This window comes from Arthrobacter hankyongi (assembly GCF_022012395.1).
Lineage (GTDB): Bacteria > Actinomycetota > Actinomycetes > Actinomycetales > Micrococcaceae > Crystallibacter > Crystallibacter hankyongi.
This window is the reverse complement of sequence record NZ_JAKLTQ010000009.1, coordinates 110227-135002: the sequence shown is the minus strand read 5'-3', so window position 1 is coordinate 135002 and position 24776 is coordinate 110227. Positions and strand designations below refer to the sequence as shown.

Annotated in this window: 22 protein-coding genes, 1 tRNA gene and 2 pseudogenes; 12 read left to right on the top strand and 13 right to left on the bottom strand. The window is 70.7% G+C overall.

Features of this window, described 5'->3' with window-relative positions; translation table 11 throughout:
* Positions 1-10: 10 nt before the first annotated feature.
* Positions 11-1447, bottom strand: a complete 1437-nt coding sequence (locus tag LVY72_RS13580; RefSeq protein WP_237821722.1) for an amino acid permease — start codon at positions 1445-1447, stop codon at positions 11-13.
* Positions 1448-1674: 227 nt separating this feature from the next.
* On the opposite strand from LVY72_RS13580, the gene LVY72_RS13575 reads away from it, so the two are divergent.
* Positions 1675-2091, top strand: coding sequence for an ester cyclase (locus LVY72_RS13575; protein WP_237821720.1), 417 nt, complete (start codon positions 1675-1677; stop codon positions 2089-2091).
* Positions 2092-2129: 38 nt separating this feature from the next.
* Here the strand turns inward: LVY72_RS13575 and LVY72_RS24910 are convergent.
* Positions 2130-2285: pseudogene (locus LVY72_RS24910) on the bottom strand (anthrone oxygenase family protein); the annotation flags it as partial.
* Between the two features lie 8 nt (positions 2286-2293).
* Between LVY72_RS24910 and LVY72_RS13570 the strand changes: the two are divergent.
* The 4 genes from LVY72_RS13570 (at position 2294) to LVY72_RS13555 (ending at position 4977) form a co-directional block, all read left to right on the top strand.
* A complete protein-coding gene (locus LVY72_RS13570; protein WP_269092517.1) occupies positions 2294-2563 on the top strand; it encodes a helix-turn-helix transcriptional regulator in 270 nt (89 codons plus the stop codon).
* An 82-nt stretch (positions 2564-2645) separates the two neighbouring features.
* Positions 2646-3113 carry a GatB/YqeY domain-containing protein gene (locus tag LVY72_RS13565; protein ID WP_237821716.1) on the top strand — a complete coding sequence of 156 codons (468 nt, stop codon included), beginning with the start codon at positions 2646-2648 and terminating at the stop codon, positions 3111-3113.
* 167 nt (positions 3114-3280) lie between these two features.
* On the top strand, positions 3281-3778 hold the full coding sequence (locus LVY72_RS13560) for a hypothetical protein (RefSeq protein ID WP_237821714.1): 498 nt from the start codon (positions 3281-3283) through the stop codon (positions 3776-3778).
* A gap of 380 nt (positions 3779-4158) precedes the next feature.
* Positions 4159-4977, top strand: coding sequence for a hypothetical protein (locus tag LVY72_RS13555; protein WP_237821712.1), 819 nt, complete (start codon positions 4159-4161; stop codon positions 4975-4977).
* A gap of 277 nt (positions 4978-5254) precedes the next feature.
* Here LVY72_RS13555 and LVY72_RS13550 read toward each other — a convergent pair whose 3' ends face one another.
* Positions 5255-5542 (bottom strand): hypothetical protein, encoded by a 288-nt coding sequence (locus LVY72_RS13550; protein WP_237821710.1) that lies wholly within the window; start codon positions 5540-5542, stop codon positions 5255-5257.
* Positions 5543-5667: 125 nt separating this feature from the next.
* A complete protein-coding gene (locus tag LVY72_RS13545; protein ID WP_237821708.1) occupies positions 5668-6525 on the bottom strand; it encodes an HNH endonuclease in 858 nt (285 codons plus the stop codon).
* Between the two features lie 387 nt (positions 6526-6912).
* Here LVY72_RS13545 and LVY72_RS13540 point away from each other — a divergent pair, with 387 nt between their 5' ends.
* Together LVY72_RS13540 and malQ are read left to right on the top strand one after the other, a co-directional pair.
* Entirely contained in the window at positions 6913-7077 is a 165-nt protein-coding gene (locus tag LVY72_RS13540) for a hypothetical protein (protein WP_237821706.1), read from the top strand.
* Between the two features lie 158 nt (positions 7078-7235).
* Positions 7236-9407, top strand: coding sequence for a 4-alpha-glucanotransferase (gene malQ / locus LVY72_RS13535; RefSeq protein WP_237821704.1), 2172 nt, complete (start codon positions 7236-7238; stop codon positions 9405-9407).
* On the opposite strand, the gene LVY72_RS13530 is transcribed toward malQ, so the two are convergent.
* The 6 genes from LVY72_RS13530 to LVY72_RS13505 all read right to left on the bottom strand — a co-directional run bounded on the left by LVY72_RS13530 (position 9404) and on the right by LVY72_RS13505 (position 14844).
* Entirely contained in the window at positions 9404-9877 is a 474-nt protein-coding gene (locus LVY72_RS13530; protein ID WP_237821702.1) for a hypothetical protein, read from the bottom strand. The two genes, malQ and LVY72_RS13530, sit on opposite strands and share 4 nt — an antisense overlap.
* Positions 9878-9882: 5 nt before the next feature.
* Positions 9883-10515: a bacterial proteasome activator family protein gene (locus LVY72_RS13525; RefSeq protein ID WP_237821700.1), complete on the bottom strand. Its 633-nt coding sequence runs from the start codon at positions 10513-10515 to the stop codon at positions 9883-9885.
* 77 nt (positions 10516-10592) lie between these two features.
* Complete coding sequence (locus tag LVY72_RS13520; RefSeq protein ID WP_237821698.1) at positions 10593-10991, bottom strand: sortase; 399 nt, start codon at positions 10989-10991, stop codon at positions 10593-10595.
* Between the two features lie 199 nt (positions 10992-11190).
* Positions 11191-11403, bottom strand: coding sequence for a YbdD/YjiX family protein (locus LVY72_RS13515; protein WP_237821696.1), 213 nt, complete (start codon positions 11401-11403; stop codon positions 11191-11193).
* Complete coding sequence (locus LVY72_RS13510) at positions 11403-13703, bottom strand: carbon starvation CstA family protein (protein WP_237821694.1); 2301 nt, start codon at positions 13701-13703, stop codon at positions 11403-11405. Before LVY72_RS13510 ends, LVY72_RS13515 begins: the two co-directional genes overlap by 1 nt.
* 160 nt (positions 13704-13863) lie before the next feature.
* Positions 13864-14844: an NAD(P)H-quinone oxidoreductase gene (locus LVY72_RS13505; RefSeq protein WP_237821692.1), complete on the bottom strand. Its 981-nt coding sequence runs from the start codon at positions 14842-14844 to the stop codon at positions 13864-13866.
* Positions 14845-14931: 87 nt separating this feature from the next.
* Between LVY72_RS13505 and LVY72_RS13500 the strand changes: the two genes are divergently transcribed.
* From LVY72_RS13500 to LVY72_RS13485, 4 genes and pseudogenes are all read left to right on the top strand, one after another.
* Positions 14932-15019, top strand: a tRNA-Ser gene (locus tag LVY72_RS13500).
* A 142-nt stretch (positions 15020-15161) separates the two neighbouring features.
* Complete coding sequence (locus tag LVY72_RS13495; RefSeq protein WP_237821690.1) at positions 15162-15956, top strand: VOC family protein; 795 nt, start codon at positions 15162-15164, stop codon at positions 15954-15956.
* A gap of 303 nt (positions 15957-16259) precedes the next feature.
* Positions 16260-18119: pseudogene (locus LVY72_RS13490) on the top strand (bifunctional metallophosphatase/5'-nucleotidase); the annotation flags it as partial.
* 26 nt (positions 18120-18145) lie between these two features.
* Positions 18146-20692, top strand: coding sequence for an ExeM/NucH family extracellular endonuclease (locus tag LVY72_RS13485; protein WP_237821688.1), 2547 nt, complete (start codon positions 18146-18148; stop codon positions 20690-20692).
* A gap of 77 nt (positions 20693-20769) precedes the next feature.
* Here the strand turns inward: LVY72_RS13485 and LVY72_RS13480 are convergent, their stop codons facing one another.
* Both LVY72_RS13480 and LVY72_RS13475 read right to left on the bottom strand, forming a co-directional pair.
* Positions 20770-21327, bottom strand: a complete 558-nt coding sequence (locus LVY72_RS13480) for a DM13 domain-containing protein (RefSeq protein ID WP_237821686.1) — start codon at positions 21325-21327, stop codon at positions 20770-20772.
* Between the two features lie 73 nt (positions 21328-21400).
* A complete protein-coding gene (locus LVY72_RS13475) occupies positions 21401-23353 on the bottom strand; it encodes an FAD/NAD(P)-binding protein (RefSeq protein ID WP_237821684.1) in 1953 nt (650 codons plus the stop codon).
* Between the two features lie 75 nt (positions 23354-23428).
* On the opposite strand from LVY72_RS13475, the gene LVY72_RS13470 reads away from it, so the two are divergent.
* Positions 23429-23965, top strand: coding sequence for a VOC family protein (locus LVY72_RS13470; protein WP_237821682.1), 537 nt, complete (start codon positions 23429-23431; stop codon positions 23963-23965).
* Here LVY72_RS13470 and LVY72_RS13465 read toward each other — a convergent pair.
* Positions 23865-24740 (bottom strand): helix-turn-helix domain-containing protein, encoded by an 876-nt coding sequence (locus LVY72_RS13465; RefSeq protein ID WP_237821680.1) that lies wholly within the window; start codon positions 24738-24740, stop codon positions 23865-23867. The genes LVY72_RS13470 and LVY72_RS13465 overlap by 101 nt on opposite strands.
* Positions 24741-24776 lie beyond the last annotated feature (36 nt).

The window sequence follows — 24776 nt, the reverse complement described above, 5'->3', positions numbered from 1 at the left end:
GCGGCCCTGCTCAGGCTCCGTGGCCGTGGGCTTCGGCGTCCTCCTCGAGGAGCTCGGCGCGGTCTTCGGCCGCGGTGTGCTCGTGCGGGCCGACCGGGCTGAGCTGGCGCCGGTACCGGATCACGCCGATCGCCACGACGACGGCGGCGAGCCCGACGGAGAGGAGCAGCGACTCGCGTGTGCTGTCGAGGACGAGCATGCCCACGATCATGGCCAGGATGGCGATGATCGAGATCCACGTCAGATATGGGTAGAGCCACATCCGGATGGCCAGCTTGGTGCCGGCGGCGTCGGCATGGCGGCGCAGCACGAGCTGTGAGCAGGCGATCACGAGCCAGACGAACAGGGCGATCGCACCCGAGGTGTTCACCAGGAACAGGAAGACGGTGTCCGGCCAGAGATAGTTCAACCCGACCGTAATGAAGCCCACGACTGTCGAGGCGAGGACCGCACCGACCGGCACGCCGCGCCGTGAGATGTGGCTCCAGGCTCCCGGAGCATCCCCCCGGGTCGAGAGCGAGAAGATCATGCGGCTGGCCGTGTAGAGGCCCGAATTCAGGCAGGACAGGACCGAGGTGAGCACGACGATGTCCATGATCGTCCCGGCGGCCGGGATGCCGAAGCTCTCGATCACCGCAACGTAGGGACTCTTGGCCACCGACGCGTCGTTCCACGGGAGCAGGGTCACGACCACTGCAATCGATCCGATATAGAAGATCAGGATCCGCCACACCGTGGAAGTCACGGCCTTGCGCACGGCGGTGACCGGGTCGGCGGATTCGCCGGCGGCAATCGTGGCGATCTCCGCGCCGAAGAAGGAGAACACCACCACGAGGATGCCGGCCAGGACCGCGCTGGCGCCGTTGGGCATGAATCCTCCGTGGCCGACGAGGTTCGACAGGCCGGGGGCCGGGACGCCGGGGATGAGGCCCAGGATCGCGGCGACGCCGGCAATGAGGAAGAGGATGATGGCCGTGACCTTGATCGAGGCGAACCAGAACTCGAACTCACCGTAGGACTTCACGCTCCACACGTTCGTGAGCGTGAGCGCGATCATGAGGATCAGCGCCCAGCTCCACTGCTCGACTCCCGGGACCCAGCGGTGCATGATCGCCGCACCGGCGGTGGCCTCGATGCCCAGGACAATGATCCAGAACCAGGCGTAGAGCCAGCCGATGCTGAAGCCGGCCCACCGGCCCAGGGCCTTGTCGGCATAGGCGGAGAACGAGCCCGTCTCCGGGTTGGCGGCGGCCATCTCGCCGAGCATGCGCATCACGAAGACGACGACGATGCCGGCGGCGATGTAGGCGACCAGGATGCCCGGCCCGGCCTGCTGGATCGCCGCGCCGGAGCCAACGAAGAGCCCCGCGCCGATGACGCCGGCGATGGCGATCATCGACAGATGCCGGGGCTTGAGGGTCTTCTTGAGTTCGCGGTGAGAAGCCATGACGCTCACTTCCTGCGGAAGAGCCATGCCGGCGCCGCTTGCGGGTGCAATCGGCCCCCGACCTATAGCTCCACAGTGGGCAGGGAACGGCACGCGAGTCAAGCAGTTTGAGGGAGTTGGACCGGATCCGGTAACGGCAGCGGTGCATCATCGGTATGGCGGGGCCGGGACGAGGTCACCGGCCCGTGCGCCAACGATATGCAGGACCCGGATTCAAGGAGTCGGAGATGGAAAGCGGAACTGGGCTGATCCAGCGGTTCTACAGGGAAACCCTGCAGGGTGGGGACCTCTCGCTCATCGATGAACGGGCAGCGGAGGACTATACCGATCATGAGGACGCCCTGCCCGGGCAGCCGGCCGGACGGGAAGGGATCAGGTTCTTTGTCAACGTGATGCGGACGGCCTTCCCGGACATCACGGTAAAGACCCTGGAGCCGGCTCTGGTCGACGGGGACCTGGAAGCGGTCCATGTTGTCCTCACCGGCACCCATCAGGGCGAACTGATGGGTGTGGCACCCACCGGGCGGACGGTCGAGTTCGGAGGCATCGACATCATCCGCACGAAGGACGGCAAGGTCACCGAGCACTGGGGCGCCACCGACATGCTGGGGCTGATGAAGCAGATTGGAGCGGTCGAACAATAGCGCAGTCTGGACTCCTGGCAGCGGGGTGGGGCCGGAACTTACCGTGCCAGTGAAACCGCCAGACCGGCGGCGCCGGCCAGCGCCAGTACGCACCGGGTGTGGTTGGCCCGGTTCCAGGGGCGTTCGAAGTCTTGCCGAGCGTTCGCGGCGCCGGTGCCGTCGGCGGTGATTCGTCCCAGGGCATTGTTGCGCGGCCCGTTGGCTGCACGTCACGCGTGCGACGCTCGCCAGCCGCTTCCGCGCCGCCGTGGGCGAACCGCCCATGACTTATCTGGCAAACTGGCGGATGCTGCTGGCCAGCGAACTGCTCGCGGCCCCCACTATGACCACCGCACGGATCGCACGCGAAGTGGGCTATGGCGGGCCGTTCGCGCTCAACACGGCATTTAAACGCCGCTTCGGCCTCAGCCCCACCGAATACCGCCGGCTCAAGTACCCGCCCCGGCGGCACGAATTCCCCAGCGATGCCTAACGGCGGCCGGAGACGGTACTAGTGTTTTTGCTGGCAACGCCGGATCCGGCGGAACAATGCCATCGCAGAAACGAAGGACACCATGAGCACCCTGAAAGAGCGCCTGCACGCCGACGTCGTCACCCATATGAAGTCAGGCAACAAGACGGCCCTGACCACCCTGCGGAATGTCCTGGGCGAGATCGCCACGCGCGAGAAGTCCGGCAAGACGCCGGTTGAACTGGACGATGCCCAGACCACCGCCCTGCTGCAGAAGGAGGCCGCCAAGCGGCGCGACACCGCCCGCATTTACTCCGAGGCGGGCGAGGCCGGACGGGCGGCCACGGAGATCGCCGAGGCCGAGGTCATCGAGGCCTACCTGCCCCAGCCGCTCACCACCGCCGAGGTGGAGGCCATCGTCGACGAGGAAATCGCCGCCCTGGAAGCCGGCGGAATGGAACTGTCCCCGCGCCAGATGGGGTTGGTGATGAAGCCGGTGACCGCGAGGGTCGCCGGCCGCTTCGACGGCAAGGCCGTCAGCGAGATCGTCCGGCGGCGCCTGGCAGCGTAGCGCCGGCCCGCGGCATCCGTGGGGGACGCTGCTGGAGAATTCGGGCCCGGGACCGCCGCTTTCGTGCCGCACCCCTGTACAGGTGCGAAAAAGACTTTAGGATCGGCTCCGGGGTAAAAGGTTTATCCCGGCAGCATCTCGGTTCTACAGCATTGGGGTATACGTTCATGTCATTCGCATCGAAATTCGCCGCCGGCCTGCTCGCGGCAGGGGTCATCCTTTCCGGCGGGGCCGGCGCCGCCGTGGCGGCGGAGGAAACCGTTCCCGCTCCGGTGCCCTCGGCGTCGGCCCCGGCTGCTCCCGGCAAGTCTGCCGAAGCCCACGCCGCCGCGGCGCTGAAGAAGCAGGCGGCCGCCGCCAAGCAGGAAGCCGTCAAGGCGAAGGTCGCGGCCAAGAAGGAAGCGGCGGCCGCCAAGAAGGCTGCGGCCGAGGCGAAGAAGGCCGAGGCGAAGTCCGCGGCGCTGGAAAAGAAGCTGCAGGCCAAGGCGACCAAGGCCCTGAAGAAGGAGGCCGCCGCTGCGAAGAAGGCAGCAGTCAAGGCCAGGATCGCCGCCAAGAAGGCTGCGGCCGAGGCGAAGAAGGCCGCGAAGAAGGCCGCCGCCAAGGAAGCCGCAGCAGCCGAGCTCGAGCAGGACGCCGATGAGCTGGAGCAGGACGCCGCCTGACCCGGCGGCGCAGCAGTAGAAGCAGCCAGCACAATCCATAGCGGTCCGGCGGCCGGCGGGAGTCGATCCCGCCGGCCGCCGGGTCGTCCCGGGCCCAGCGCCGCAGATTCAGGTATCTGGCCACAGCCGGAAACGCAGAGGAATGAAGTCTCCCCCGGTGCCTTCTGCGCCTCGTCCCTGAAAGACCGGAAGGACACCGGCAAGACCAACGGCAGGACCTGCACCTGCAGGACCTCCGCCACGGAAAACCGGCTGCGCTGGCGCGCGGCCTGAGCGCTGCCTGACGGCCCGGAAAGCAGCTCCCTGCAGCGTTGGCAGGGCGGCAGCGCGCCGGCGCCCCGGGTCTTCCCAGCGTCAGGGCGCCGGAGGATGATGGGCGCATGACGCCGGACTCCCCCGCGGCCACGGGGTCCAGCCGGACGGACACGGCACTGCTCCTGGCCGGGATCATGCAGATGACCGAGGATTTTGCCGACGCGGACAAGGAGTATCTCGGCTACGCGCTGGATGCCGCCGTCCGCGTGCACCACGGCCAGATCCTGGACGAGCCGCCCGGGCCGTTCAGCAACCTGCGGCTGGACCGGATCCTGCGCAATACGCTGTGCCTGCTGCGCTGGGGAGTGGGCGACATGGGCGTCCTGCTCTGCTCGGTGCTGCACGACACCCTGGACGAGGCGCTGAACGAAACGGTGCGGATCTGGGACACGCGGCGGGACAGTCCGCCGGAGACGCCGGAGCGGAGCGACGCCTGGGACAAGGCGGCCACGATCCAGGACTGGCTGGAATTCGACTTCGGTTCCAGGATCTACAGCCTGCTGGAAATGGTCTCCTACAGCCTGGAGCACAGCCGGCGGGGCAGCCAGACCGGCCGGGCCCTGAAGTACGCCAGGCACGCGGCGGCACAGCTCGGGCAGGACCCGCGCTACCTGCTGCTGGAAACACCGAACCTCGTGGACCGGGTCACCTGCCTGTTCGGCCGGTACGGCATCATCGCCCATCCGGGGGCGGCGGAACTGGGCGCGGCCTACCTGCCCGCCGTCGAGGCGTTCCGCCTGGCGGCCTGGGACACGCCGGAAATCGCCGACCTGTCCGAGGTCTGGAGCAAGGGGCCGCGGGTGCTGCTGCCCGGCAGCAGGATGCCCCGGCTCAGGTGCGCCCTGGACGAGGCCCGCGACACGCTGAAGCGGCTGCTGGACTGACCCGTCCCGGCCAGCCGGCGGGCCCGATGAATTTCGGGTACCCGCTCGGGCGGATCCGGGTGCCGGACCTTGCCCTGACCTGCGGCGCTACTATTCTTGGAGTCGCGGGTTAACCGATCCACCGGCCATCCCCCAACGGACCGGCTGGACCGATTTCCCGTCCCGGGAGGGCGGCGTTGAGCCAGGCTCCGCCGCCGGCCGGGGGTCCGGCGCCCGCACCGTCGTCGGGCTCCCGGCCCCCTCCGGGCAGCCGAAGCGGAGGCGCCGCGCCCGGCCGTCAGCCGGCCTCGACGTCGCCCTCGATGGTCACGTCCAGGTCCAGGCTGATGCCCTCCTGGGACTCGATCTCGTCCTGGAGGTAGGCGGCCAGTTCTGCATCGCTGGTGGCCAGCTTGACCGGGATCCTGCCGGTCAGCCTGGCGCTGTCATCGTCCACTTCGTTGACCCGGAAGACGGCGCCACCCACGCGGGCGGCCGCGAGTTGCTCAATGCCGTTGCGGAAACCCTGCCCGCCGCCTGCCCGCGGCGTCGCGGTCACGGAGAAAATGACGTCGTCTTCAGCCAAGTCGTTCTCCTGCCTGGTTGTGCCGGCGGACCACGGAACCCGCCCGCGCGGCCGTCCTGGTCCGGCTTCCCATATCGTAAGCGCCGCGGCCTCGCACGTCACGCGCCGGGCCCGCCGCGGCGGCTTCAGCCCAGCATGCGGCGGGCTTCGTCCAGGGCTGCTTCCTCTTCCGGCGTCGCCACCTCGGCGGCGACGGCGCGCGAGGCATCGATGATCCGGCGCAGTTCGGCGGGCCGGATCGGGTCCGGACGGGTGTGGACCATAGCATGGCAGTTCGCGCACAGCGGGACCAGGTCCGTCAGCGGGTCGAGCTCGTAGCCGGGGCCGAGCAGCGCCACCGGCACGAGGTGGTGGACGTGGATGAATTCGTGCCCGATCTCCCCGTAGACGGCCTCGAAATTGAAGCCGCAGGCGGCGCAGCTGAGCCCGTGGTGTTCGAGGCAGTCGCGGCGGGCCCGGACATCGCGCTCGTACCGGTTGGCCAGCACCCGGGTCACGGCCTCCCCGGGCAGCGTGCCTGGCACCGGCAGCGTCGGGTCCTGGGCGGATGGCAGGACATGGTCGGCCCAGAGCGTGCGCAAGGCCGGTTCGCTGCCGGCGGGCACGGCCAGGCCGGAGCCGCGCACCGCCTTCCACGGGATCCCGGGCACGCGGGCGAGCAGTTCGGCGGCGGGGATTTCGTCGCCGCGCGGCAGCAGCACGTCGAAGACCACCTCCACGTAGTTGGCCGTGGCGGAGGGCCGGCGGAAATGGGGCCCGGGGTAGGGTTCGGAAGTAACGGTGGCGTGGCCGATGAGCCCGCGGCCCTGCCCGCCCTGCAGCAGCAGCCAGGCCTCGCTGCCGGCTTCGATGTTCCGGTGCCGGCCCACGCTCCAGTGCGCCTGGAAGGCGCCCGTGGCGGCGACCAGATCGACGGCTTCCGGATAGGCCGGCTGCCACCCGTCCCACAGTTCCGGGTTCCAGGCCAAGATGATTGCCGCCATGCTCTCCCCTCCGGGCCGGCCGCCTGCCGGCTCGTGCCTTCCAGCGTAGACGGTCCGGCGGCCGGACATCGTGCGGGCGGACGAGGGCCCGGGGCCGGTTCCCCGATCGGGACGCTTGGGGACAGCCGGCGACGGCGAAGTCTGGCCGGGCGCTCCGCCGCCGGTTAGTCTTGCCCCAGTTCCACCGTCCCGCCGGAAGACTGTGCTCCCGCCCGGAACCATACAGGAGCGGCGCCAGGAAACCGGTCCAGAGGTCCTCACCCAGGAGACAGTGTTTACGAGAAAAATCCTCGTCGCGATCCTGCTCTTAATGACCACGAACGACGTGCAGGTGCGCGACGGCACCCGGTACCTGCTCAATCTCTTCATGCCGGCGGGGACAAGTGGATGACCTACCGGGAACCGGGCGAGACCGATGCCGACGTCGACAGCTACGACCTGGTCCACAAGGCCTGGACCGGGATCCTCGGCATCCGCGACCGGGCCATCGAGCCGGCCGCGCCCGGTACCTACGGCGGGGTTGTCCGCAGCTGGCTGCCGGCCGGGGGCTGACCGGGCGCTGCGGATCCTGCATTTGGGGACATATCAACATGCAAGTGGCGGGTCCGGCCCCGGCGGCAGGGGGCCGGCCGATCGGTTAGGCTGATCATCAGTTCCCTTCCAGATCGCAACGGCCCGGCACCGCCGCGGCAGGAAACGAGGCGGACCTGATGAACACAGCACCCACTGCACCCGGAACCAGCCGGCTGGATCTGGCCAGGCTCCAGGCCCTGGCTCAGGCGCACCGCATCGGGACCTCCTTCTCCGGCTGGGACCGGCAGCCGCACGACGTCGCGCCGGAGACCCTGGTGAAGATCATTGCCGGGCTGGGGGTGAAGGCCGGGACGGACGAACTGCTCGACGCCGCCCTCGAGGACGCCGAACTGGCGCCGTGGCGGCGGATGCTGCCGCCCGCCGTCGTCGGCCGCGCCGGTACCGAAACCCTGGTGCCGGTGCATGTCCGACACGGCGAGCCGGTCCGGCTGTGGATCGAGGCCGAGGACGGCGGCAGGCACCACCCGGTCCAGCGCGACCTCTGGGTGAACCCGCGGCTGGTCGACGGCGTGCTGACCGGCCGGGCGACCTTCGAGCTGCCGCGGGACCTGCCGCTGGGCTGGCACGTGCTGCACGCTGCCTCCGGCGACCGGCACACGAAGGCCACCCTCGTGGTGGTGCCACAGCGGCTCACCACGGCCGCGCCGCTGGAGCAGCGCCGCGGCTGGGGCCTGGCCGCGCAGCTGTACTCGGTGCGCTCGAAGCGGTCCTGGGGCATCGGGGACTTCGCCGATCTGGCGGATCTGGCCGCCCTCGGCGGCGGGCACGGGGCGGACTTTGTCCTGGTCAACCCGCTGCACGCGGCCGAGCCGGCACCGCCGCTGCAGCCCTCGCCCTATTCGCCGTCGACCCGCCGGTTCTTCAACCCGCTCTACCTGCGCATCGAGGCGGTGCCGGAGCTGGCCTACCTGAAGCGCAAGCTGCGCCGGCAGGTGGACGAGCTGGCCAAGCAGGTGCACCCGCTGAACCTGGATGCCGGGAAGCTGGACCGGGACACGGCCTACGCGGCGAAGCTGGAGGCGCTCGAACTGCTCTACGCGGTGGAGCGCTCGCCGGCGCGCCAGCAGTCCTTCGAGGCCTTCCGCGCCCAGCAGGGGTCCGGGCTGGAGGATTTTGCGCTCTGGAGTGCGCTGCGCGAGGAACTTGGGCCCGAGGACCCGTTCTGGCAGGACTTCGGCGGCCCGGCCTCGGTCGCGGCGGAGCAGGCCCGCGCGCGACTGGCGGACCGGGTCGGTTTCCACTGCTGGCTGCAGTGGCTCTGCGACGAGCAGCTGGAGTCCGCCCAGCGTGCCGCCACGGCCGCCGGCATGCGGCTGGGCGTGGTGCACGACCTGGCCGTCGGTGCGGACCTGGCCAGCGCCGACGCGTGGACGCTGCGCCCGGTGCTGGTTCCGGGGATGAGCGTGGGCGCGCCGCCGGACATGTACAACCAGCAGGGCCAGGACTGGTCGCAGCCGCCGTGGCATCCGCAGCGGCTCGCCGAGGCCGGCTATGCGCCGCTGCGCGACATGCTGCGCACGGTGCTGCGCCACGCCGGGGGCGTGCGGGTGGACCATATTCTGGGCCTGTTCCGGCTGTGGTGGGTGCCGGAGGGCAACGCCCCCGGCGACGGTGCCTACGTCTACTACGACCATGAGGCGCTGGTGGGCATCCTCGCGCTCGAGGCCGAGCGCGCCGGTGCCGTCGTGATCGGCGAGGACCTGGGCACCGTGGAACCGTGGGTGCGGGACTATCTGGCCGAGCGCGGCATCCTGGGCACCTCCATCCTCTGGTTCGAGTCCGACGACGCCGGCGCCCCGCTGCCCCCGGAGGCATACCGCGCGCTGTGCCTGGCCAGCGTCAACACGCACGACCTGCCGCCGACCGCGGGCTACCTGGCCGGGGAGCACGTCCGGCTGCGGGACCAGCTGGGTCTGCTCAACCGCGCGCTGACGGACGAACAAGCCCTGCATGAGGAGGCCCTGGCGGCCGTGCTGGATCTGGTCCGCCGGCGCGGCCTGCTGCCGGCGGACACCGGCCGGCTGCCGGACGGGCAGGTGATCGAGGCGCTCTACCGGCTGCTGGCGCAGTCGCCGTCGGTCCTGCTGGGGGTGTCCCTGGTGGACGCCGTCGGCGAGCGGCGGGCGCAGAACCAGCCCGGAACCCGGGACGAGTACCCGAACTGGCGGGTGCCGCTGGCCGATGCCGAGGGGGACGCGGTGCTCATCGAGGACCTGGCCGGGGATGCCCGGTTCGGCTCGCTGCTGGCGGCGGTGGAGGAAAGCCTGCGCCGCCGGCAGCCGGCCTAGTCCCGCGCTTCGAGGCAGCGGACCGCTTCGGCAATGTCTTCGAGCACCACCGCGGCCTGGCGCCGGACGCTGGCCACCGCGGCGGGGACCCCGGCGTCGCCCAGCGGACCGCGCTGCTCGCCGGCCAGCCTGGCCATTGCCGCCGCCTCGGCCGCGGCGGCCACCGAGTTGCCGGCCTTGGACAGGTACCGGTGCATCCGTCCGAGCCGGCCGCCGGGGACGTCCATGCCCTCGCTGGGCGCTTCGCGCTGGGCAGCCGTGCAGCAGCGGCGCACTTCGGGCAGCTGGCCGGAGAGCTGGTCTGCCACGGCCACCAGTTCGGCATACAGGGCCTCGTCCGCCACACCCTCGAGGATCTGGTGGTAGCGGTCCAGTCCGCGCCGGTACCTGTCGTGCAGGCGGCGCCAGAGCCCCTTGCCAAGTTCCTTGTCGTCCCGGCGGGCCTGCCGGGCGGCCCCGAAGAACGCCACCGGTGCTACAGGTACTGGCCGGGACCCGAGGGCTGGCCCTCGTCGCGGGGGCCGGCCGGACGCGGCGTGTTCTCGGTTTCGGAGCCGGCAGCGCGCCGCGGCTCGCCGTCCTCGCCGATGACGACGCCGGGGGCGATCATGGTGCCCGGCGGCAGCTGGCGCATCTGCAGCTGCGCCGCCAGGTGCTGGTTGGCTGCCTGCTGGGCGGCGATGGCCGTCTGGATGCCGTGGAAGAGCCCTTCGAGCCAGCCGACCAGCTGGGCCTGGGCGATGCGCAGCTCGGCGTCCGTGGGCGTGGATTCCTTCGGGAAGGGCAGGTCGATCCGGCGCAGCTCCTCGACCAGTTCAGGGGCCAGCCCGTCTTCGAGCTCTTTGATGGAACGCGCATGGATCTCAGCCAGGCGGCGCCGGGCGCCGTCGTCGAGCGGGGCACTGCGCACCTCCTCGAGCAGCTGGCGGACCATGGTGCCGATGCGCATCACCTTGGCCGGTTCGTCCACCAGGTCGTGCAGGGAGGAGGGCCTGCTTTTGCCGTTCCGGCCGTGCCGGTCCGCCGGCGCCGCTGCGGCTTCGGCGCCGCCGGCGAGCGCGCCCTCGATCACTGGTTCGTCTGCCCGTGTCGGCTGCTCATCGCTCATGGTCTCATCTTGCCAGACGGATCCGGTGAACCGTCATGGACCTGCCGCCGGCTCCCCGGGTCCGGGGAACGCGCCGGTCAGAAGAGCATCGCCACCAGCCCGACCACCGCCGCCAGCACGCCCACGCCGGTGAGGATCTTGCCGAGCAGCAGCAGGGTATGGCCGGGCAGCTGCGGCTCGTCGACCTGCCAGCGGGCCGGGTTCCGGGCGTCGTAATAGACCAGCACGTCGGTTCCGGCGGCCGGAGGCGCGGCGTCCCCGTCCGGGAAAACACCTTCCACGAAGCCATGTTTGTGATCGAACCAGCGCACCCCGCGGCGGCGTCCGTCGGCGAAGGCCACGCCCTCCGCGCGGTGCCAGCTCGCACCGAGCAGGCGGACCACCCCGCCGGCGAGCAGCAGCAGCAGTCCCGGGCCGAGCATCACCCAGGTGAGCACTTCGGAGATCAGTCCGGCTGCATCAAGCACTTGGGGCATAGCCAGATGGTATCCCGGGGTGCCCGGGGACGGCCGCGGCACCGGCAAAGTGACGCGCGGTGACGCCGCCGGGCCGCAGCTGTCCGCTCACTGTGCGCCAGGCCCACGTTTCGGGGCCCGGTCGTGGGTGTGGCGCACAGTCAGTGATCCCCGCGGGAGATTCGAGCGTACTCAAGGCGCGGGCGGGGCGGAGTGCGGGTCAGCAGCAGCGGCCCTGCGGGTTCCGGTCCTGGCGGTCCATCTTGTCCCGCCAGAATTCCCGTTCGCTCATCGGCAAGGTGCCCGGATGCGCCACCCGGTGGTGGTCCAGGTAGGCCTGGTAGGCGTTTTCGCCCATGACTCCCTTGTAGAACCAGACGAAGCCGCGCCAGCCCCGGCGCAGCGCGTCCAGGGCCTGGGCCGCCGCGGCCATCAGTGGCTCCGGTGCAGGAACGGCCGGTGCTCGACGGGCAGGGCGTTCCACCGGGCCTCGAGCTCCTTCTCGGCCGGGGACGGGATCAGCCCGGCCGGCGCGTAGGTCCGGGAGACCACCGCCGGCTCCTCCGCGCTCGGGCCGCCTCCGTTGCGCCAGGATTTGATCGTGGCCAGGATGGCCGCGACGATGACAATGATGGTCAGCACCACGAACACGATGGACAGGGTGCCTTGGACCGTCGTATTGCGCACCACCGCTTCCATCGAGGCCACATCCTTCGACGGGCCGAAGCTGGTGTCCCCGGCGGCCAGGGCGTCCCGGTAGGCGAAATGGTTCGCCCAGTAGCCCACCTTCGGATCCGGCGAGAAGATCTTCAGCATCGAGGCCGAGATGGTGACCACCGACGCGAAGGCCAGCGGCACGGCGACGACCCACAGGTACTTGAACGTGCCCTGCTTGGCCACGATCGCCATGCAGACGGCGAGCGCGATGGCCGCCAGCAGCTGGTTGGCAATGCCGAAGAGCGGGAAGAAGGTGTTGATGCCGCCCAGCGGGTCCGTTACGCCCAGGATCAGGATGTACCCCCAGCCGGCCACCATGATGGCCGTGCAGACCCAGACACCGGGCCGCCAGGAGACGTTCTTGAACTGCGGGATGACGTTGCCGATGGTGTCCTGCAGCATGAACCGCGCCACCCGGGTCCCGGCGTCCACCGCGGTCAGGATGAACAGTGCTTCGAACATGATCGCGAAGTGGTACCAGAAGCCCATCATGCTCACGCCGCCGACGAACCCGTGCATGATCTGCGACAGCCCCACGGCCAGGGTCGGCGCGCCGCCGGTGCGCGAGACCACCGACTCCTCGCCGACATTGGAGGCTAGCGTGGTGAGCATATCCGGGGTCAGGTTCACTCCGGAGAGTCCGAGGCTGTTCACGAAGGCGACGGCGCCCTCCACCGTGCCGCCGGTGGCGGCGGTGGAGACGTTCATCGCGAAGTAGATACCGCGGTCGATCGACAGCGCCGCAACCAGGGCCATGATCGCCACAAAGGACTCCATCAGCATGCCGCCGTAGCCGATGAAGCGGCTCTGCCGCTCCTTGTGGAGCATCTTCGGCGTGGTGCCGGAGGCGATCAGCGCGTGGAAGCCGGACAGCGCGCCGCAGGCAATGGTCACGAACAGGAACGGGAAGAGCGTGCCGGGCACCACCGGTCCGTCGGCCCGGCTGGCGAATTCGCTCACCGCCGGCACTTTGATTTCGGGGCGGACCACCACGATCGCCACGGCCAGCATCAGGATGGTGCCGATCTTCATGAAGGTGGACAGGTAGTCGCGCGGGGCCAGCAGCAGCCACACCGGCAGCACCGCGGCGATGAAGCCGTAGATGATGATGCACCAGGCGATGGTGGTGCGGTCCAGCGAGAAGACCGCCTGCCCCCACGCGGTGTCGGCGATCAGGCCGCCGCCGATGATCGCCCCGATCAGCAGCACGAACCCGATGATGGAGACCTCGCCGACCTTGCCCGGGCGCAGGAAGCGCAGGTAGACGCCCATGAACAGCGCGATCGGGATGGTCATGCCCACCGAGAAGACGCCCCACGGGGACTCGCCCAGCGCATTGACCACCACCAGCGCCAGGATGGCCACGATGATGATCATGATGGCCAGCGTGGCGATCAGCGCCGCCGTGCCGCCGACCAAGCCCAGTTCCTCGCGCGCCATCTGGCCCAGCGAACGGCCCCCGCGGCGCATCGAGAAGAACAGGACCAGGTAGTCCTGGACCGCGCCGGCCAGGACCACGCCCACGATGATCCAGATGGTACCCGGCAGGTAGCCCATCTGGGCGGCCAGGATGGGGCCGACCAGCGGTCCGGCGCCGGCAATGGCCGCGAAGTGGTGCCCGTAGAGCACGCGGCGGTCCGTGACCGAGTAGTCCTTGCCGTCGGCCTTGTACTCGGCCGGCGTGGCCCGCATGTCATTGGGCCGGGTGATCTTGTCCTCGATGAACTTGGAATAGAAGCGGTAGGCAATGAAGTAGGTGCACACGGCCGCGAATACGAACCAGATGGCGTTGATGGGTTCGCTCCGGATGATCGCGATGATGCTCCACGCCACCCCGCCCAGCAGCGCGATCGCCACCCAGATGGCGATCTTCGCCGGGGTCCACCGGCGTTCTTCGGCAGCCAGGGCCCCCGGGTCGATGGCCACCGGAGGCAGGTTCGGGTCCTGGACCAGGACATCTGCCGGCGAATCTTCGGGACCCGGCCGTGCCGGGCGTTCCTCTGACATCTCGCTCATACCCTCTCGCCAGGGCCCCCGGAAAATTCCCTCGTCAAACTCTTGAGAAATGGAGACCGGTTGTGTATGAACAGCACGCTAGCAGCGCAGGTGGCAGCATTCCAGAGCACCCGGCGGACGCCCCGCCCTCCCGCCGGCGCTTTGCCGGGCGCCGGGCCGGTCAGGACATGGTCAGCAGGATCTTGCCCACGTGGTCGCCGGAATCGAAGTACTCATGCGCCGCGGCCGCCTCGGCCAGCGGGAAGCTCCGGTCCACCTGGGCCGCGACCTCGCCGGAGGCGATCAGCGGCCAGACGTGCTCGGCCACTGCGCGCATAATGGCCGCCTTCTCCTCCGCCGGCCGGGCCCGCAGCGTGGTGGCGATGACGGCCGCCCGCTTGCGCATCAGCAGGCCCAGATCCAGTTCCGCCTTGGCCCCGCCCTGCAGCCCGATCACCACCAGCCGGCCGGCGGTGGCCAGCGCCTCGACGTTGCGGGCCAGGTACTTGGCGCCGACGACGTCGAGGATCACGTCCGCGCCCCGGCCGCCGGTGGCGTCCTTGACCCGCGCCACGAAGTCCTCGTCGCGGTAGTTGATCAGCACCTCGGCACCCAGGGAACGCACGACGTCGAGCTTGGCCTGGCTGCCGGCGGTCACCATGGGCACCGCGCCGAAGGCACGCACCAGTTGGACGGCCATGGTCCCGATGCCGCCGGCGGCGCCGTGGATCAGCACGCTTTCGCCGGCCTGCACACCGGCGGCCATGAACAGGTTCGAGAACACCGTGGCGGCCACCTCGGGCAGGGCCGCCGCCGTGGCCAGGTCCACCCCGTCGGGCAGCGGCAGCACCTGGCCGGCCGGGACCGCCACCTGCTCGGCATAGCCGCCGCCGGCCAGCAGGGCGCAGACCTCGTCCCCCGGCGCGAAGCCGGCCACTCCGGGCCCGACGGCGGCGATCCGGCCGGAGACTTCCAGCCCGGGGATGTCGGAGGCGCCCGGCGGCGGTGGATAGACCCCGAGGCGCTGCTGCACGTCGGCGCGGTTCAGCCCGGCGGCGGCGACGTCGATCAGCACCTCGCCCCCGGCCGGCACCGGTGCGGGCACCTCCCGCAGCACCAGGACCTCGGGTCCGCCCGCGCCGTCGTAGAAAACCGCCTTCATGCCTTGCCTCCCGGTAGGTCGCCTGGGTGATCGGGCCGGTCCGCGGCTTTTGCCGCCGCCGGGCCGTCCGTGTCAGACTACAGGGAGGGAAGGTTGTCCGAGCGGCCGAAGGAGCTGGTCTTGAAAACCAGTAGGCGGCAACCCCGTCTCATGGGTTCAAATCCCATACCTTCCGCGCTGGACCAGGGGCCGGCGGCTTCGCTGCGAAGCCGCCGGCCCCTGGCCTTGTCCGGCTCCCGGCAGGCCGTTGTGGCTGCCGGAGCCGAGGGCTAGGCTCGATACTGGACCCGCATCCGGGAGTGTGGAAGGAGCCAGCCATGCCCGTTCCTGCAGATTTCACCTCCGGTGCGCCGTGCTGGATCGACCTGGTGAGCTCGGATCCGGACAAGGCCACGGAATTCTACGGCACCCTGTTCGGCTGGCAGTCCGAAACCATGGGCGAGGAAGACGGGACCGTCCGGGAATACCGGCTCTTCTCCAAGGACGGCCTGCCGATTGCCGGCCTGGTCCGCAATGACCAGGGACAGTTCCCGGACGCCTGGGCCATCTACCTCGCCACCGAGGACATCGCCGCCACCGCCCGGAAGGTCGCGGAGGCCGGCGGCCGCGTCCTGCGGGAACCGACGCAGGTGGGGAACCAGGGCTCGCTGGCGGTCTTCGCCGACCCCGGCGGGGCGGTGGTCTGCGGCTGGCAGCCCGAGGCACACCAGGGCTTCGGGCTCAGCGCCGAACCCGGAGCGCCCTGCTGGTTCGAACTGCTCGCCGCCGACTATGAGGCTGCGGTCTCCTTCTACACCAAGGCCTTCGGCTGGAGGCCGGAGACCATGAGCGACACCGACGAGCTGCGCTACACGCTCAACCGCCCGTCCCGGGATTCCACCGCCGGCATCCTCGATGCCCGGGACACCCTGCCGGCCGGAGCGTCCTCGCACTGGCTGCTCTATCTGGGCACCCCGGACACGGACACCGCGGTGCGGCGGGTGCAGGAACTTGGCGGCACGGTGCTGCGCGCAGCCTGGGATTCCCCGTACGGCCGCATGGCCCAGGTTGCCGATCCGACCGGCGCGGCGTTTATGCTCATGCACGCGCGGTCCGGCAATTCCTCCCCCTGACCAGCCGTCTTTAAGGCATGAACTATTCCTTTCACAATTACCGTTCGGTAATCTCCGGTTAATGCGCCCGGGCTGGGATGGCCTGGGGGCGCAGCACAGGCCTGCGCCGCCGTCCCTCCGCCATGTTCCCCGGGGCCCACGCCCTGCGTGTGCCATCCGCGGTGGGCAAACCCGGGAAGAACTGGAGAAAAGGAAACGATGGCTTCATCTGCGAAGACCACGTGGGGATGTGCCCTGTCCGTCGGCCTGCTGGCCGGCGGCTTCGTGGCAGCACCCGCCGTGGCGGACGATACGACCCTGGCAGCGCCGGTCGAGCTGAACCTGCTGAGCATCAACGACTTCCATGGCCGGATCGACGCGAACACCGTCAAGTTCGCCGGCACCGTGGAAAGGCTGCGGGCGGAAAACCCGCAGGGGACGGTCTTCACCTCCGCCGGGGACAACATCGGCGCGTCGGTGTTCGCCTCCTCGGTCCAGCACGACCAGCCGACCATCGATGTCCTGAACACGCTGGGTCTGGCCGCCACGGCAGTGGGCAACCATGAATTCGACGCCGGTTTCGCGGACCTGACCGGGCGCGTCACCCCTGCGTCCAAGTACCCGCAGCTGGGCGCCAACGTCTACCAGCGCGGCACCACCACCCCGGCCCTGCAGGAATACCAGCTCGTCCCGGTCAACGGCCTGACGGTCGGAGTGATCGGGGTTGTCACCGAGGAAACCTCGACGCTGGTCAGCCCCGGCGGCATCACCGCAGTGGAGTTCGGGGATCCGGTGGCGGCGGTAAACCGGGTGGCCGCACAGCTCAGCGACGGCACCGGCGACGAGGCGGATGTCGTCGTCGCCTCCTACCACGAAGGCGCCAACACGGCCGCCGGCCTGGCCGAGGCTACCGCCGCCAGCCCGGTCTTCAAGCGGATCGTGGAGGAAACCTCGCCGGAGGTGGACGTGATCTTCAACGGGCACACGCACCTGGGCTACAGCTTCGACGCCCCGGTCCCCGGCGCCGCCGGCAGGACCCGCCCGGTGGTTCAGACCGGTTCCTACGGCGAGAACGTCGGCCAGGTCAAGCTCTCCGTGGATCCGGCCACCGACGAGGTGCTCGCCCACACCGCCGCCGTGGTCAAGCGCACCGCCGACGCCGACGCGTCCCTGGTGAACGCCTACCCGCGCGTGGCCGAGGTCAAGTCCATCGTGGACGCGGCGCTGGCCCACGCCGAGAAGGTCGGGGCCCAGCAAGTGGGCACCGTCACCGCCGACATCACCACGGCATTCACGCCGGACGCGCAGGGCAGCGCCCCCAAGCGCGACGACCGTGCCTCCGAATCCACGCTGGGCAACCTGGTCGCCGACTCGGTGCTGGCCAGCCTCGCCGCCGGCGATCGCGGCGGTGCGGAAATCGGCGTCGTGAATCCGGGCGGCCTGCGCAACGAGCTCTACTACGCCCCGGACGGAAAGGTCAGCTACGCCGAGGCCAATGCGGTGCTGCCGTTCCTGAACAACCTCTGGACCACCACGCTCACCGGTGCCCAGGTCAAGACCATGCTGGAACAGCAGTGGCAGCGCAGCGCGGACGGCACGGTTCCCAGCCGGCCCTACCTGCAGCTGGGCCTGTCCAAGAATATGAACTACACCTACGACCCGTCCCGGCCCGAGGGCAGCCGGATCACCGGGGTCTGGATCAACGGCCAGCCGCTGGGCCCTGAGCGTGGCTACCGCGTGGGCACCTTCAGCTTCCTGGCCACGGGCGGGGACAACTTCCATGTCTTCACCGAGGGCAGCAACACCAAGGATTCGGGCCTGATCGACCGCGACGCCTGGATCGCCTACCTGGGCGGCAACTCGCCGCTGGCGCCGGACTTCGCCCGCCGCAGCGCCGTCGTGCAGGGCGCCCCGGACCGCATCGGCCCGAAGCAGCAGGTGGAGCTGACGCTGTCCAAGCTGGACCTGACCTCGCTGGGCAGCCCAGCGAACACCCGGCTCACGCTGAGCTACGTCGAGGACAAGGGCAAGGCCAAGCAGCTGGGCAGCTACCCGGTCTCCGGCGGCACCGCCGCCGTGGCGTTCCGGGCACCGGCCTCGCTGAAGGGCGGCTGGTTCGAGCTGACGGCCGCGGAATCCGGCACCACGGTCCGGCTGCCGTCCGAGGTCCCGGCCAAGGCCACCCCAGGTTCGGAACGGAAGGTGCAGCGATGAGCGGGCAGCACACAGCGTCCCGAACCTCCGCGGTGCGCCGGACCCTGGCCGCGGCGCTGACCGCCGGCTTCGCGGCCGTGCCGCTGGCGGCGCTGCCGGCGGCCGCGAACACCGCAGGCACCGGCGTCGTCATCAATGAGGCCTACCTCTCCGGCGGCAGCGCCGGAGCCGCCTTCAAGAACAAGTTCGTCGAGCTCTACAACCCCACCGATGCCGCGGTCAGCCTGGACGGCTGGTCGCTGCAGTACCGCTCCGCCTCCGGCACCGGCAACCCCACCGGGGTGGTGCCGCTGAAGGGCAGCATCGCGGCCAAGGGCTACTACCTGGTCCAGGCCAATTCCAACGGGGCCAGCGGAGCGGACCTGCCGGCACCGGACCTGCTCAGCACGCTGACGCCGTCGGGCACCACCGGAACGCTGGTGCTGGCCAGCCAGGCCGCCGCCGTGGCGGGACTGGGCACCGGCGACGTGCGCGAGCGGGCCAACGTGGTGGACCTGCTTGGCTACGGCAGCTCGAACACCTTCGAGGGCCGGGCCGCGGCGGCGCCGTCGGGCAACACGGACGTGAAGTCCTTCAACCGCACCGGGGCCGCCGACACCGACGACAACCGGGCGGACTTCAGCCTCAGCGCCGCCATCACCCCGACCGGGTCCGGCACGCAGCCGGGCCCCGGTCCGGACCCGCAGCCGGCGCTCCGGACCATCGCCGAGATCCAAGGCAGCGGCGCTGCCTCCCCGCTGGCCGGGCAAACGGTGACCACCCGCGGCGTCGTCACCGCCGCCTACCCCAGCGGCGGGTTCAACGGCTACTACCTCCAGACCCCGGGCACCGGCGGGGACACGGACGCCGCGGCGCGCACCGCCTCGGATGCGGTCTTCGTGTTCTCCCGGGACACCGTGGGCCAGGTCCGGCCGGGCGACTACGTCGAGGTCACCGGCACCGTGAGCGAGTTCGGCGGGCTGACCGAACTGACCGTCCCGGCCGGCAAGCTCACCCAGCTGTCCGCCCCGGCCGAAGCGGTCAAGCCGGCGGCCATCGGCTGGCCGGCCACCGAGGCGGAGCGCGAGAAGTTCGAGGGCATGCTGCTGCGCCCGGCCGGGAGCTTCACGGTCACGGACAACTACGGACTGAACCAGTACGGCGAAATCGCCCTGGCCGCCGGCGACGGCCCGCTGCTGCAGCCCACTTCGGTGGGTGCGTACGGCTCGGACGCGTTCTGGCACCAGACCGAGGAAAACGCCGCCCGCGCAGTGACCCTCGACGACGGCGCGAGCACCGACTTCCTGCGCGGCGGCAAGGACATCCCGCTGCCGTACCTGGCCGCGGACGCGCCGGTGCGCATCGGTGCCGCCGCAGAATTCAGCACCGACGTGGTGCTGGACTACCGGTTCAACCAGTGGCGCTTCCAGCCGCTGGCGCAGCTGACGGCGGAGAATGCGGCCGCCGTGCAGCCGGCACGGTTCGAGGACACCCGCACCCCGGCTCCCGCGGAGGTCGGCGGCAACATCCGGATCGCCACCTTCAATGTGCTCAACTACTTCACCACCACCGGAGACCAGCTGCCCGGCTGCACCTACTACGAGGACCGTGCGGGCAACCCGGTGACGGTCCGCGGCGGCTGCGACGCGCGCGGGGCGGCCGATGCTGCGAACCTGCAGCGCCAGCAGGACAAGCTCGTCGCGGCGATCAACGGCCTGGGCGCCGACGTCGTCTCGCTGGAGGAGATCGAGAACTCGGCCAAGTTCGGCCGGGACCGCGATGCTGCCCTGGCCACGCTGGCCCAGGCCCTGAACGCCGCGCTGGCCGCCGCCGGCAAGCCCGGAACCTGGGACTACGTCCGCTCGCCCGAGGACCGTCCGGCGCTGGAGAACGAGGATGTCATCCGCACCGCGTTCATCTACAACCGGACCGCGGTGCAGACCATCGATGACTCCGTGATCCTGGCCGACGAGGTGAACTTCGACAACGCCCGCGAGCCGCTGGCCCAGACCTTCAAGGTCAAGCACGGCTCGGCAAAGACCAAGTTCATCGTGGTCGCCAACCACTTCAAGTCCAAGGGCTCGGCCCCCGCGTCCGGCGAGAACGCCGACCACGGCCAGGGCGGCTGGAACGCGGACCGGGTGGGCCAGGCCAAGGCGCTGGTGGCCTTCGCCGAGACCATGAAAAAGCGGTCCGGCACGGACAAGGTGTTCCTGGCCGGGGACTTCAACTCCTACGAGCAGGAAGACCCCATCCGCGTCCTCGAGCAGGCCGGCTACGTGAGCCAGGGTGCCAAGACCGGCAAGTATTCCTACAGCTTCGACGGCATGTCCGGCTCGCTGGACCATGTCTTCGCCTCCGCCGAGGCCGATGCCCGGGTGGCCGGCGCGGACATCTGGAACATCAACTCGGTGGAGCCGGTGGCGCTGGAGTACAGCCGGTACAACTACAACGCCACCAATTTCTACGCCCCGGACATGTACCGGGCCAGCGACCATGACCCGCTGGTGGTCGGCCTGGACCTGCCTACGGCCCGGGACCAGGCGCACGCCAAGAAGAAGTAGCCCCTCCTCCCCATCGACCTGCCACTTAGCGCCCTTTTCACCCCTGGGAACGGCGTTAGCTGGCAGGTCGATGGGGTTTAGGCGGCCAGGGACGCCGCGCCGAAGGAGACCGCAAAGCGCCGGCACCAGATGGACACCGAACTGTACTGCTCCAGATCCGTCCCCGGCGGGATGACATAGTTGTGGTCGCCCCGGTTCGCCTTGAGCGCCCCCAGGTCCAGATACCGCCCGTCGTCGAAGACATGCCAGCCGTCCGGGCCCTCCAGCACCGGCGCGTCCGTGAGCCAGACCCGCAGGTCCGGCCCGTCGGAGGTATCCAGCCCTTCGAGGCGGAGCACCCGGCTGCCGTCCGGCAACTGGACCACCAGTGCCCGGCCGGTGGTGGCGTGCTCGTGGCTGATGAACCGGCCGGCGCGCAGCACGATGGGCACCGCAGCTTCGCTCCGCGCCGTGGACGGCGCCTGCGCAGAGGGTGCCCCGGCCGTTGCCGGTGCCGAGCTTGCCGGCGCTCCCGGCAATTGCTCGACAACGGTTGAACTGGTCCACAGCCGCCACGGCTCGAACAGGAAGAGGCCCGCGGCGAGGACGGCCGCGCCCAGCACGCCGGCAACGATCAGCAGGTAACGGCGTTTCATGTCCATACAACGATGTGGGCGTACCGATAGTTCGGGCCCCGTCCGCCGGGTGTGGACGGGGACTGGCCGGCGCTTAGCGGGTGGCCCGGTCCAGGATGTCCCGGGCGATGTCGTCGGCGTCCTTGAGCGTCCGGGCACCGCCGTGCACCGAGGCGCCGGCCTCGGCCGCGATGGAGGTCCCCCACTGCACCGAGGACAGCTGCAGCCCCAGCACATACAGGCCCTCGTTCACCCGGCCATTGGCGCCGACCAGCCGGTACGGGGGCTTGGTCACGTCCAGCCCCGAGGTCTCCTCCGGCCCGCCTTCCACCCCAAGCATCAGCCGCGGCCGGCCCAGGCCGTCCTCGAGCAGCCGGCGCAGCAGCGGGGACAGCGACCGGCCCACCCGGTTCGCCGGCATCATCGCCTCCACCAGGTGTGCCGCTTCGTGCACGCTGTCCGCCACCCACGGCGAAACGGCCCGGAACCGGCCGGTCTCCGGGTCCACCGAATAGTGCGGGTCCGGCCCCACGAACTCCACGGTCCCGGCCCGTACCAGGGCGGCGAGCTGGCTGATGCGCAGCGGCGGCGGCCCGCTGGCCAGCCCCTCCACCAGCGGCTCGAACCAGCCGCGCAGCTCGGACTGCCAGGCTTCCTCGGTCAGTCCGCCGTCGGCCACCAGCTCCTTGATCAGGCTCCGGCCGGCGTTCAGCGCCCCGATCGCCATCTTCAGCGGGTCGTCCTCGCCCCGTGCCGAGCCGGCCGCATCGGCATCCAGGTACGCCAGCATCGCCGCGTGGTACTCGGCGGCGGAGGCGAAGTTCCGGCCGCCGAACGGCCGGGCCAGCGCCTCCACGTCCAGCCGGTGCTCCGCCGGGACGAAGTCCGCCACGTAGGCGCGGACCCGGTCCAACAGGGCGCGGCTGCCGCGCACGGACTGCAGCGCCAGCAGCTGGTCCAGGCCCTCGAGGAACACCAGCGGGTGGCCCTTGACCACCCCGGGCTCCACCCGCGCCAGCGTGCCGTAGTAGATGCGCAGCACGTCCCGGTGCAGCAGCGGCCAGAAGTCGTGGTCGAAGCCGGGCACGATCCCGTCCTCGTACAGGGCCCCGGCGGCACTGCGGGTGAAGTGCTCCAGCGACAGGCTGGCCGGGATGTAGCTGTCCAGCGCCGCCTTGGCCCGGTACGGCGTGCCGCGGCGCGAACCGGCGACGATCAGCGGCTCCTTGCCGGACGGTTCGTAGGCCAGCCGCCCGTCCGCCGCGGCACGGAACCGTCCGCCCCGGCCCTCGGTCAGCTGCACCATCAGATCGAAGAAATTCAGCCCCAGGCCGCGCACCAGCAGGGTCCGGCCGGCCGGGATCCGGTTCCAGTCCACGTCCCCGGGCACGTTCGGCGGCAGGTAGTGCAGTCCGTGCCGGGCGGCCTGGTCCTGCAGGTCCTGCTGCTCGGCGTTCAGTGCCGCGGGCACATGCCCCAGCGCCAGGACGACGGCGTCGGCGGCGAGCCTGCCGCCGTCGGCCAGCGTCAGTTCGTAGCCGTCCCCGGCAGCCGAAAGCCGCACCGCGTCGGCGGCATGCACGCTCAGCCGCACCGACCGGGCCTCGGCCGCCGCCGCGGCCAGCCGGGCGAAGGTCCAGGCCAGGTACCGGCCGTACAGCGCACGGCTGGGAAACCCGGCCGGGCCCAGCGCCGCCGCCTCCTCGCGGTCCGCCGGCGGAATGTCCTGGAGGCGGCCGGCAGCCGCGGCCTCGCGCCAGGCGTCGAAGGACATCCCGGCCACCGGCCCGGCCTCGAGCCCGCCGCCGCTGTCCCCGGCCGCGGGTACCACGGTGGGAAACAGCGCGGGCGTGTTCATCAGGAACAGCCGGGACTGGTCCGGCCGCCAGACATGGCCCGGGCCGGGCGGGTACGGGTCGACCAGGTGGACCTGCAGGCCGGTTCCGTCCGCGCGCAGGCGCTGGTTGGCCAGCAGCCGTTCGAGCACCGAGGTGCCCCGCGGGCCGGCTCCCACAATGGCTACCCGGTAGCCCTTCCTGCGATCCATGTCCCCTAGAATATCGCCGCAACGTTGGCGCAAATCTTCAAGACCGGCCGGCAGCGGCCCGCCTAGCGTGGAGGCATGGATACCAGCACCCAGGCCGCGCACGGCGAGCACACCGTCCACGGCGTCCCGCGCGGCTTCACCTCCCTGACCCCGTTCCTGGCCCTGGCCGACGCCGCCGGGGCGCTGGGCTTCTACGCCCGGGTCTTCGGCGCCGTGCTCGTGGACCGCACGGACCTGCCCGGGCCGGACGGGACCCCCGTCGTCGTCCACGCCACCCTCGATTTCGGCAGCGGCCGGCTCCAGGTCGGCGAGGTCAACCCGGCATTCCACCTGGTCGGTCCGCCCGCCGGGGAGGACGACTGCTATTCGCTGGGCCTCTACGTCCCGGACGTCGACGCCACGGTGGAACGCGCGCTGGCTGCCGGCGCGGTGGTCCGCGAACCGGTCGCACAGTTCGTCTCCGGGGACAGGTTCGGCAGCATCCGCGATCCCTACGGCGTCCGCTGGTCGGTCATGACGCGGGTGGAGGACCTGTCCGACGCCCAGAGCGCACGCCGGGTCGCCGCGTGGGCGAAGTCGATGGCCCCGGGGCAGGATACTGCCGCGGAGTGAACCCCAGCACGAGCCGGAATTCCCGGGTCAGGTGCGCCTGGTCGGAGAAGCCCAGCTCCGCGGCCAGCTCGCGCAGGTCCGTCCCCGGATCCGTCCGGACGCGCTCGGCGGCATCCTGCAGCCGGCGGCGGCGGAGCATCAGCACCGCGGACATGCCCACGTAGCGCGAGGCCAGCCGCTGCAGGCTGCGCTGCGACAGGTTCAGCCGCGCGGCCAGCCCGGCCACCGAGCGGACGTCGCCGTCGTCGATGAGGTCGACCATCCGGTTGGCCAGCGCTCCGCCGCGGGCGATGTCCTCGCCGGACGGACCGGCGGCCAGGGTTCGCAGGTACCCGAGCAGCAGCTCCGCGGCACGGGCCCGGTGCCCGCCGGGACCCGGGGTTCCGGCGGCAGCCATGGCCTGGCCCACGGCCCGGTGCAGCCCGGGAGCATCCACCGGCGCCGTCCGGTCCAGCAGGTCCGCCGGGCGCGCGCTGAACAGCAGGGACCCGGCCGGGCGCAGCAGGGCACCGACGGCCCAGCCGCGCCCGGCGAGGACCTTCACCGAGGCGCGGCTGGTCGGCCCGTAGAGCCCGGTCCCGTGCGGCTCGACCACGACATTGCTGGCCGGGTAGCCCAGCACCAGCTGCTCCACCTGCTCCCCCGCCGGCAGGTCCCACTCCGGGATCCAGACCTGCCGGACGAGGTGGGCGAGGTCCCCGGGCACCGGAAGCCTCGTGACGGCAGCGGACGGACCCGGGGTGAGATGGCCCTTCGTGGTCGGTGTGGAGCGCATGCGGCCAGCGTATCCGGCTCCGTCCCTGCCCACTCG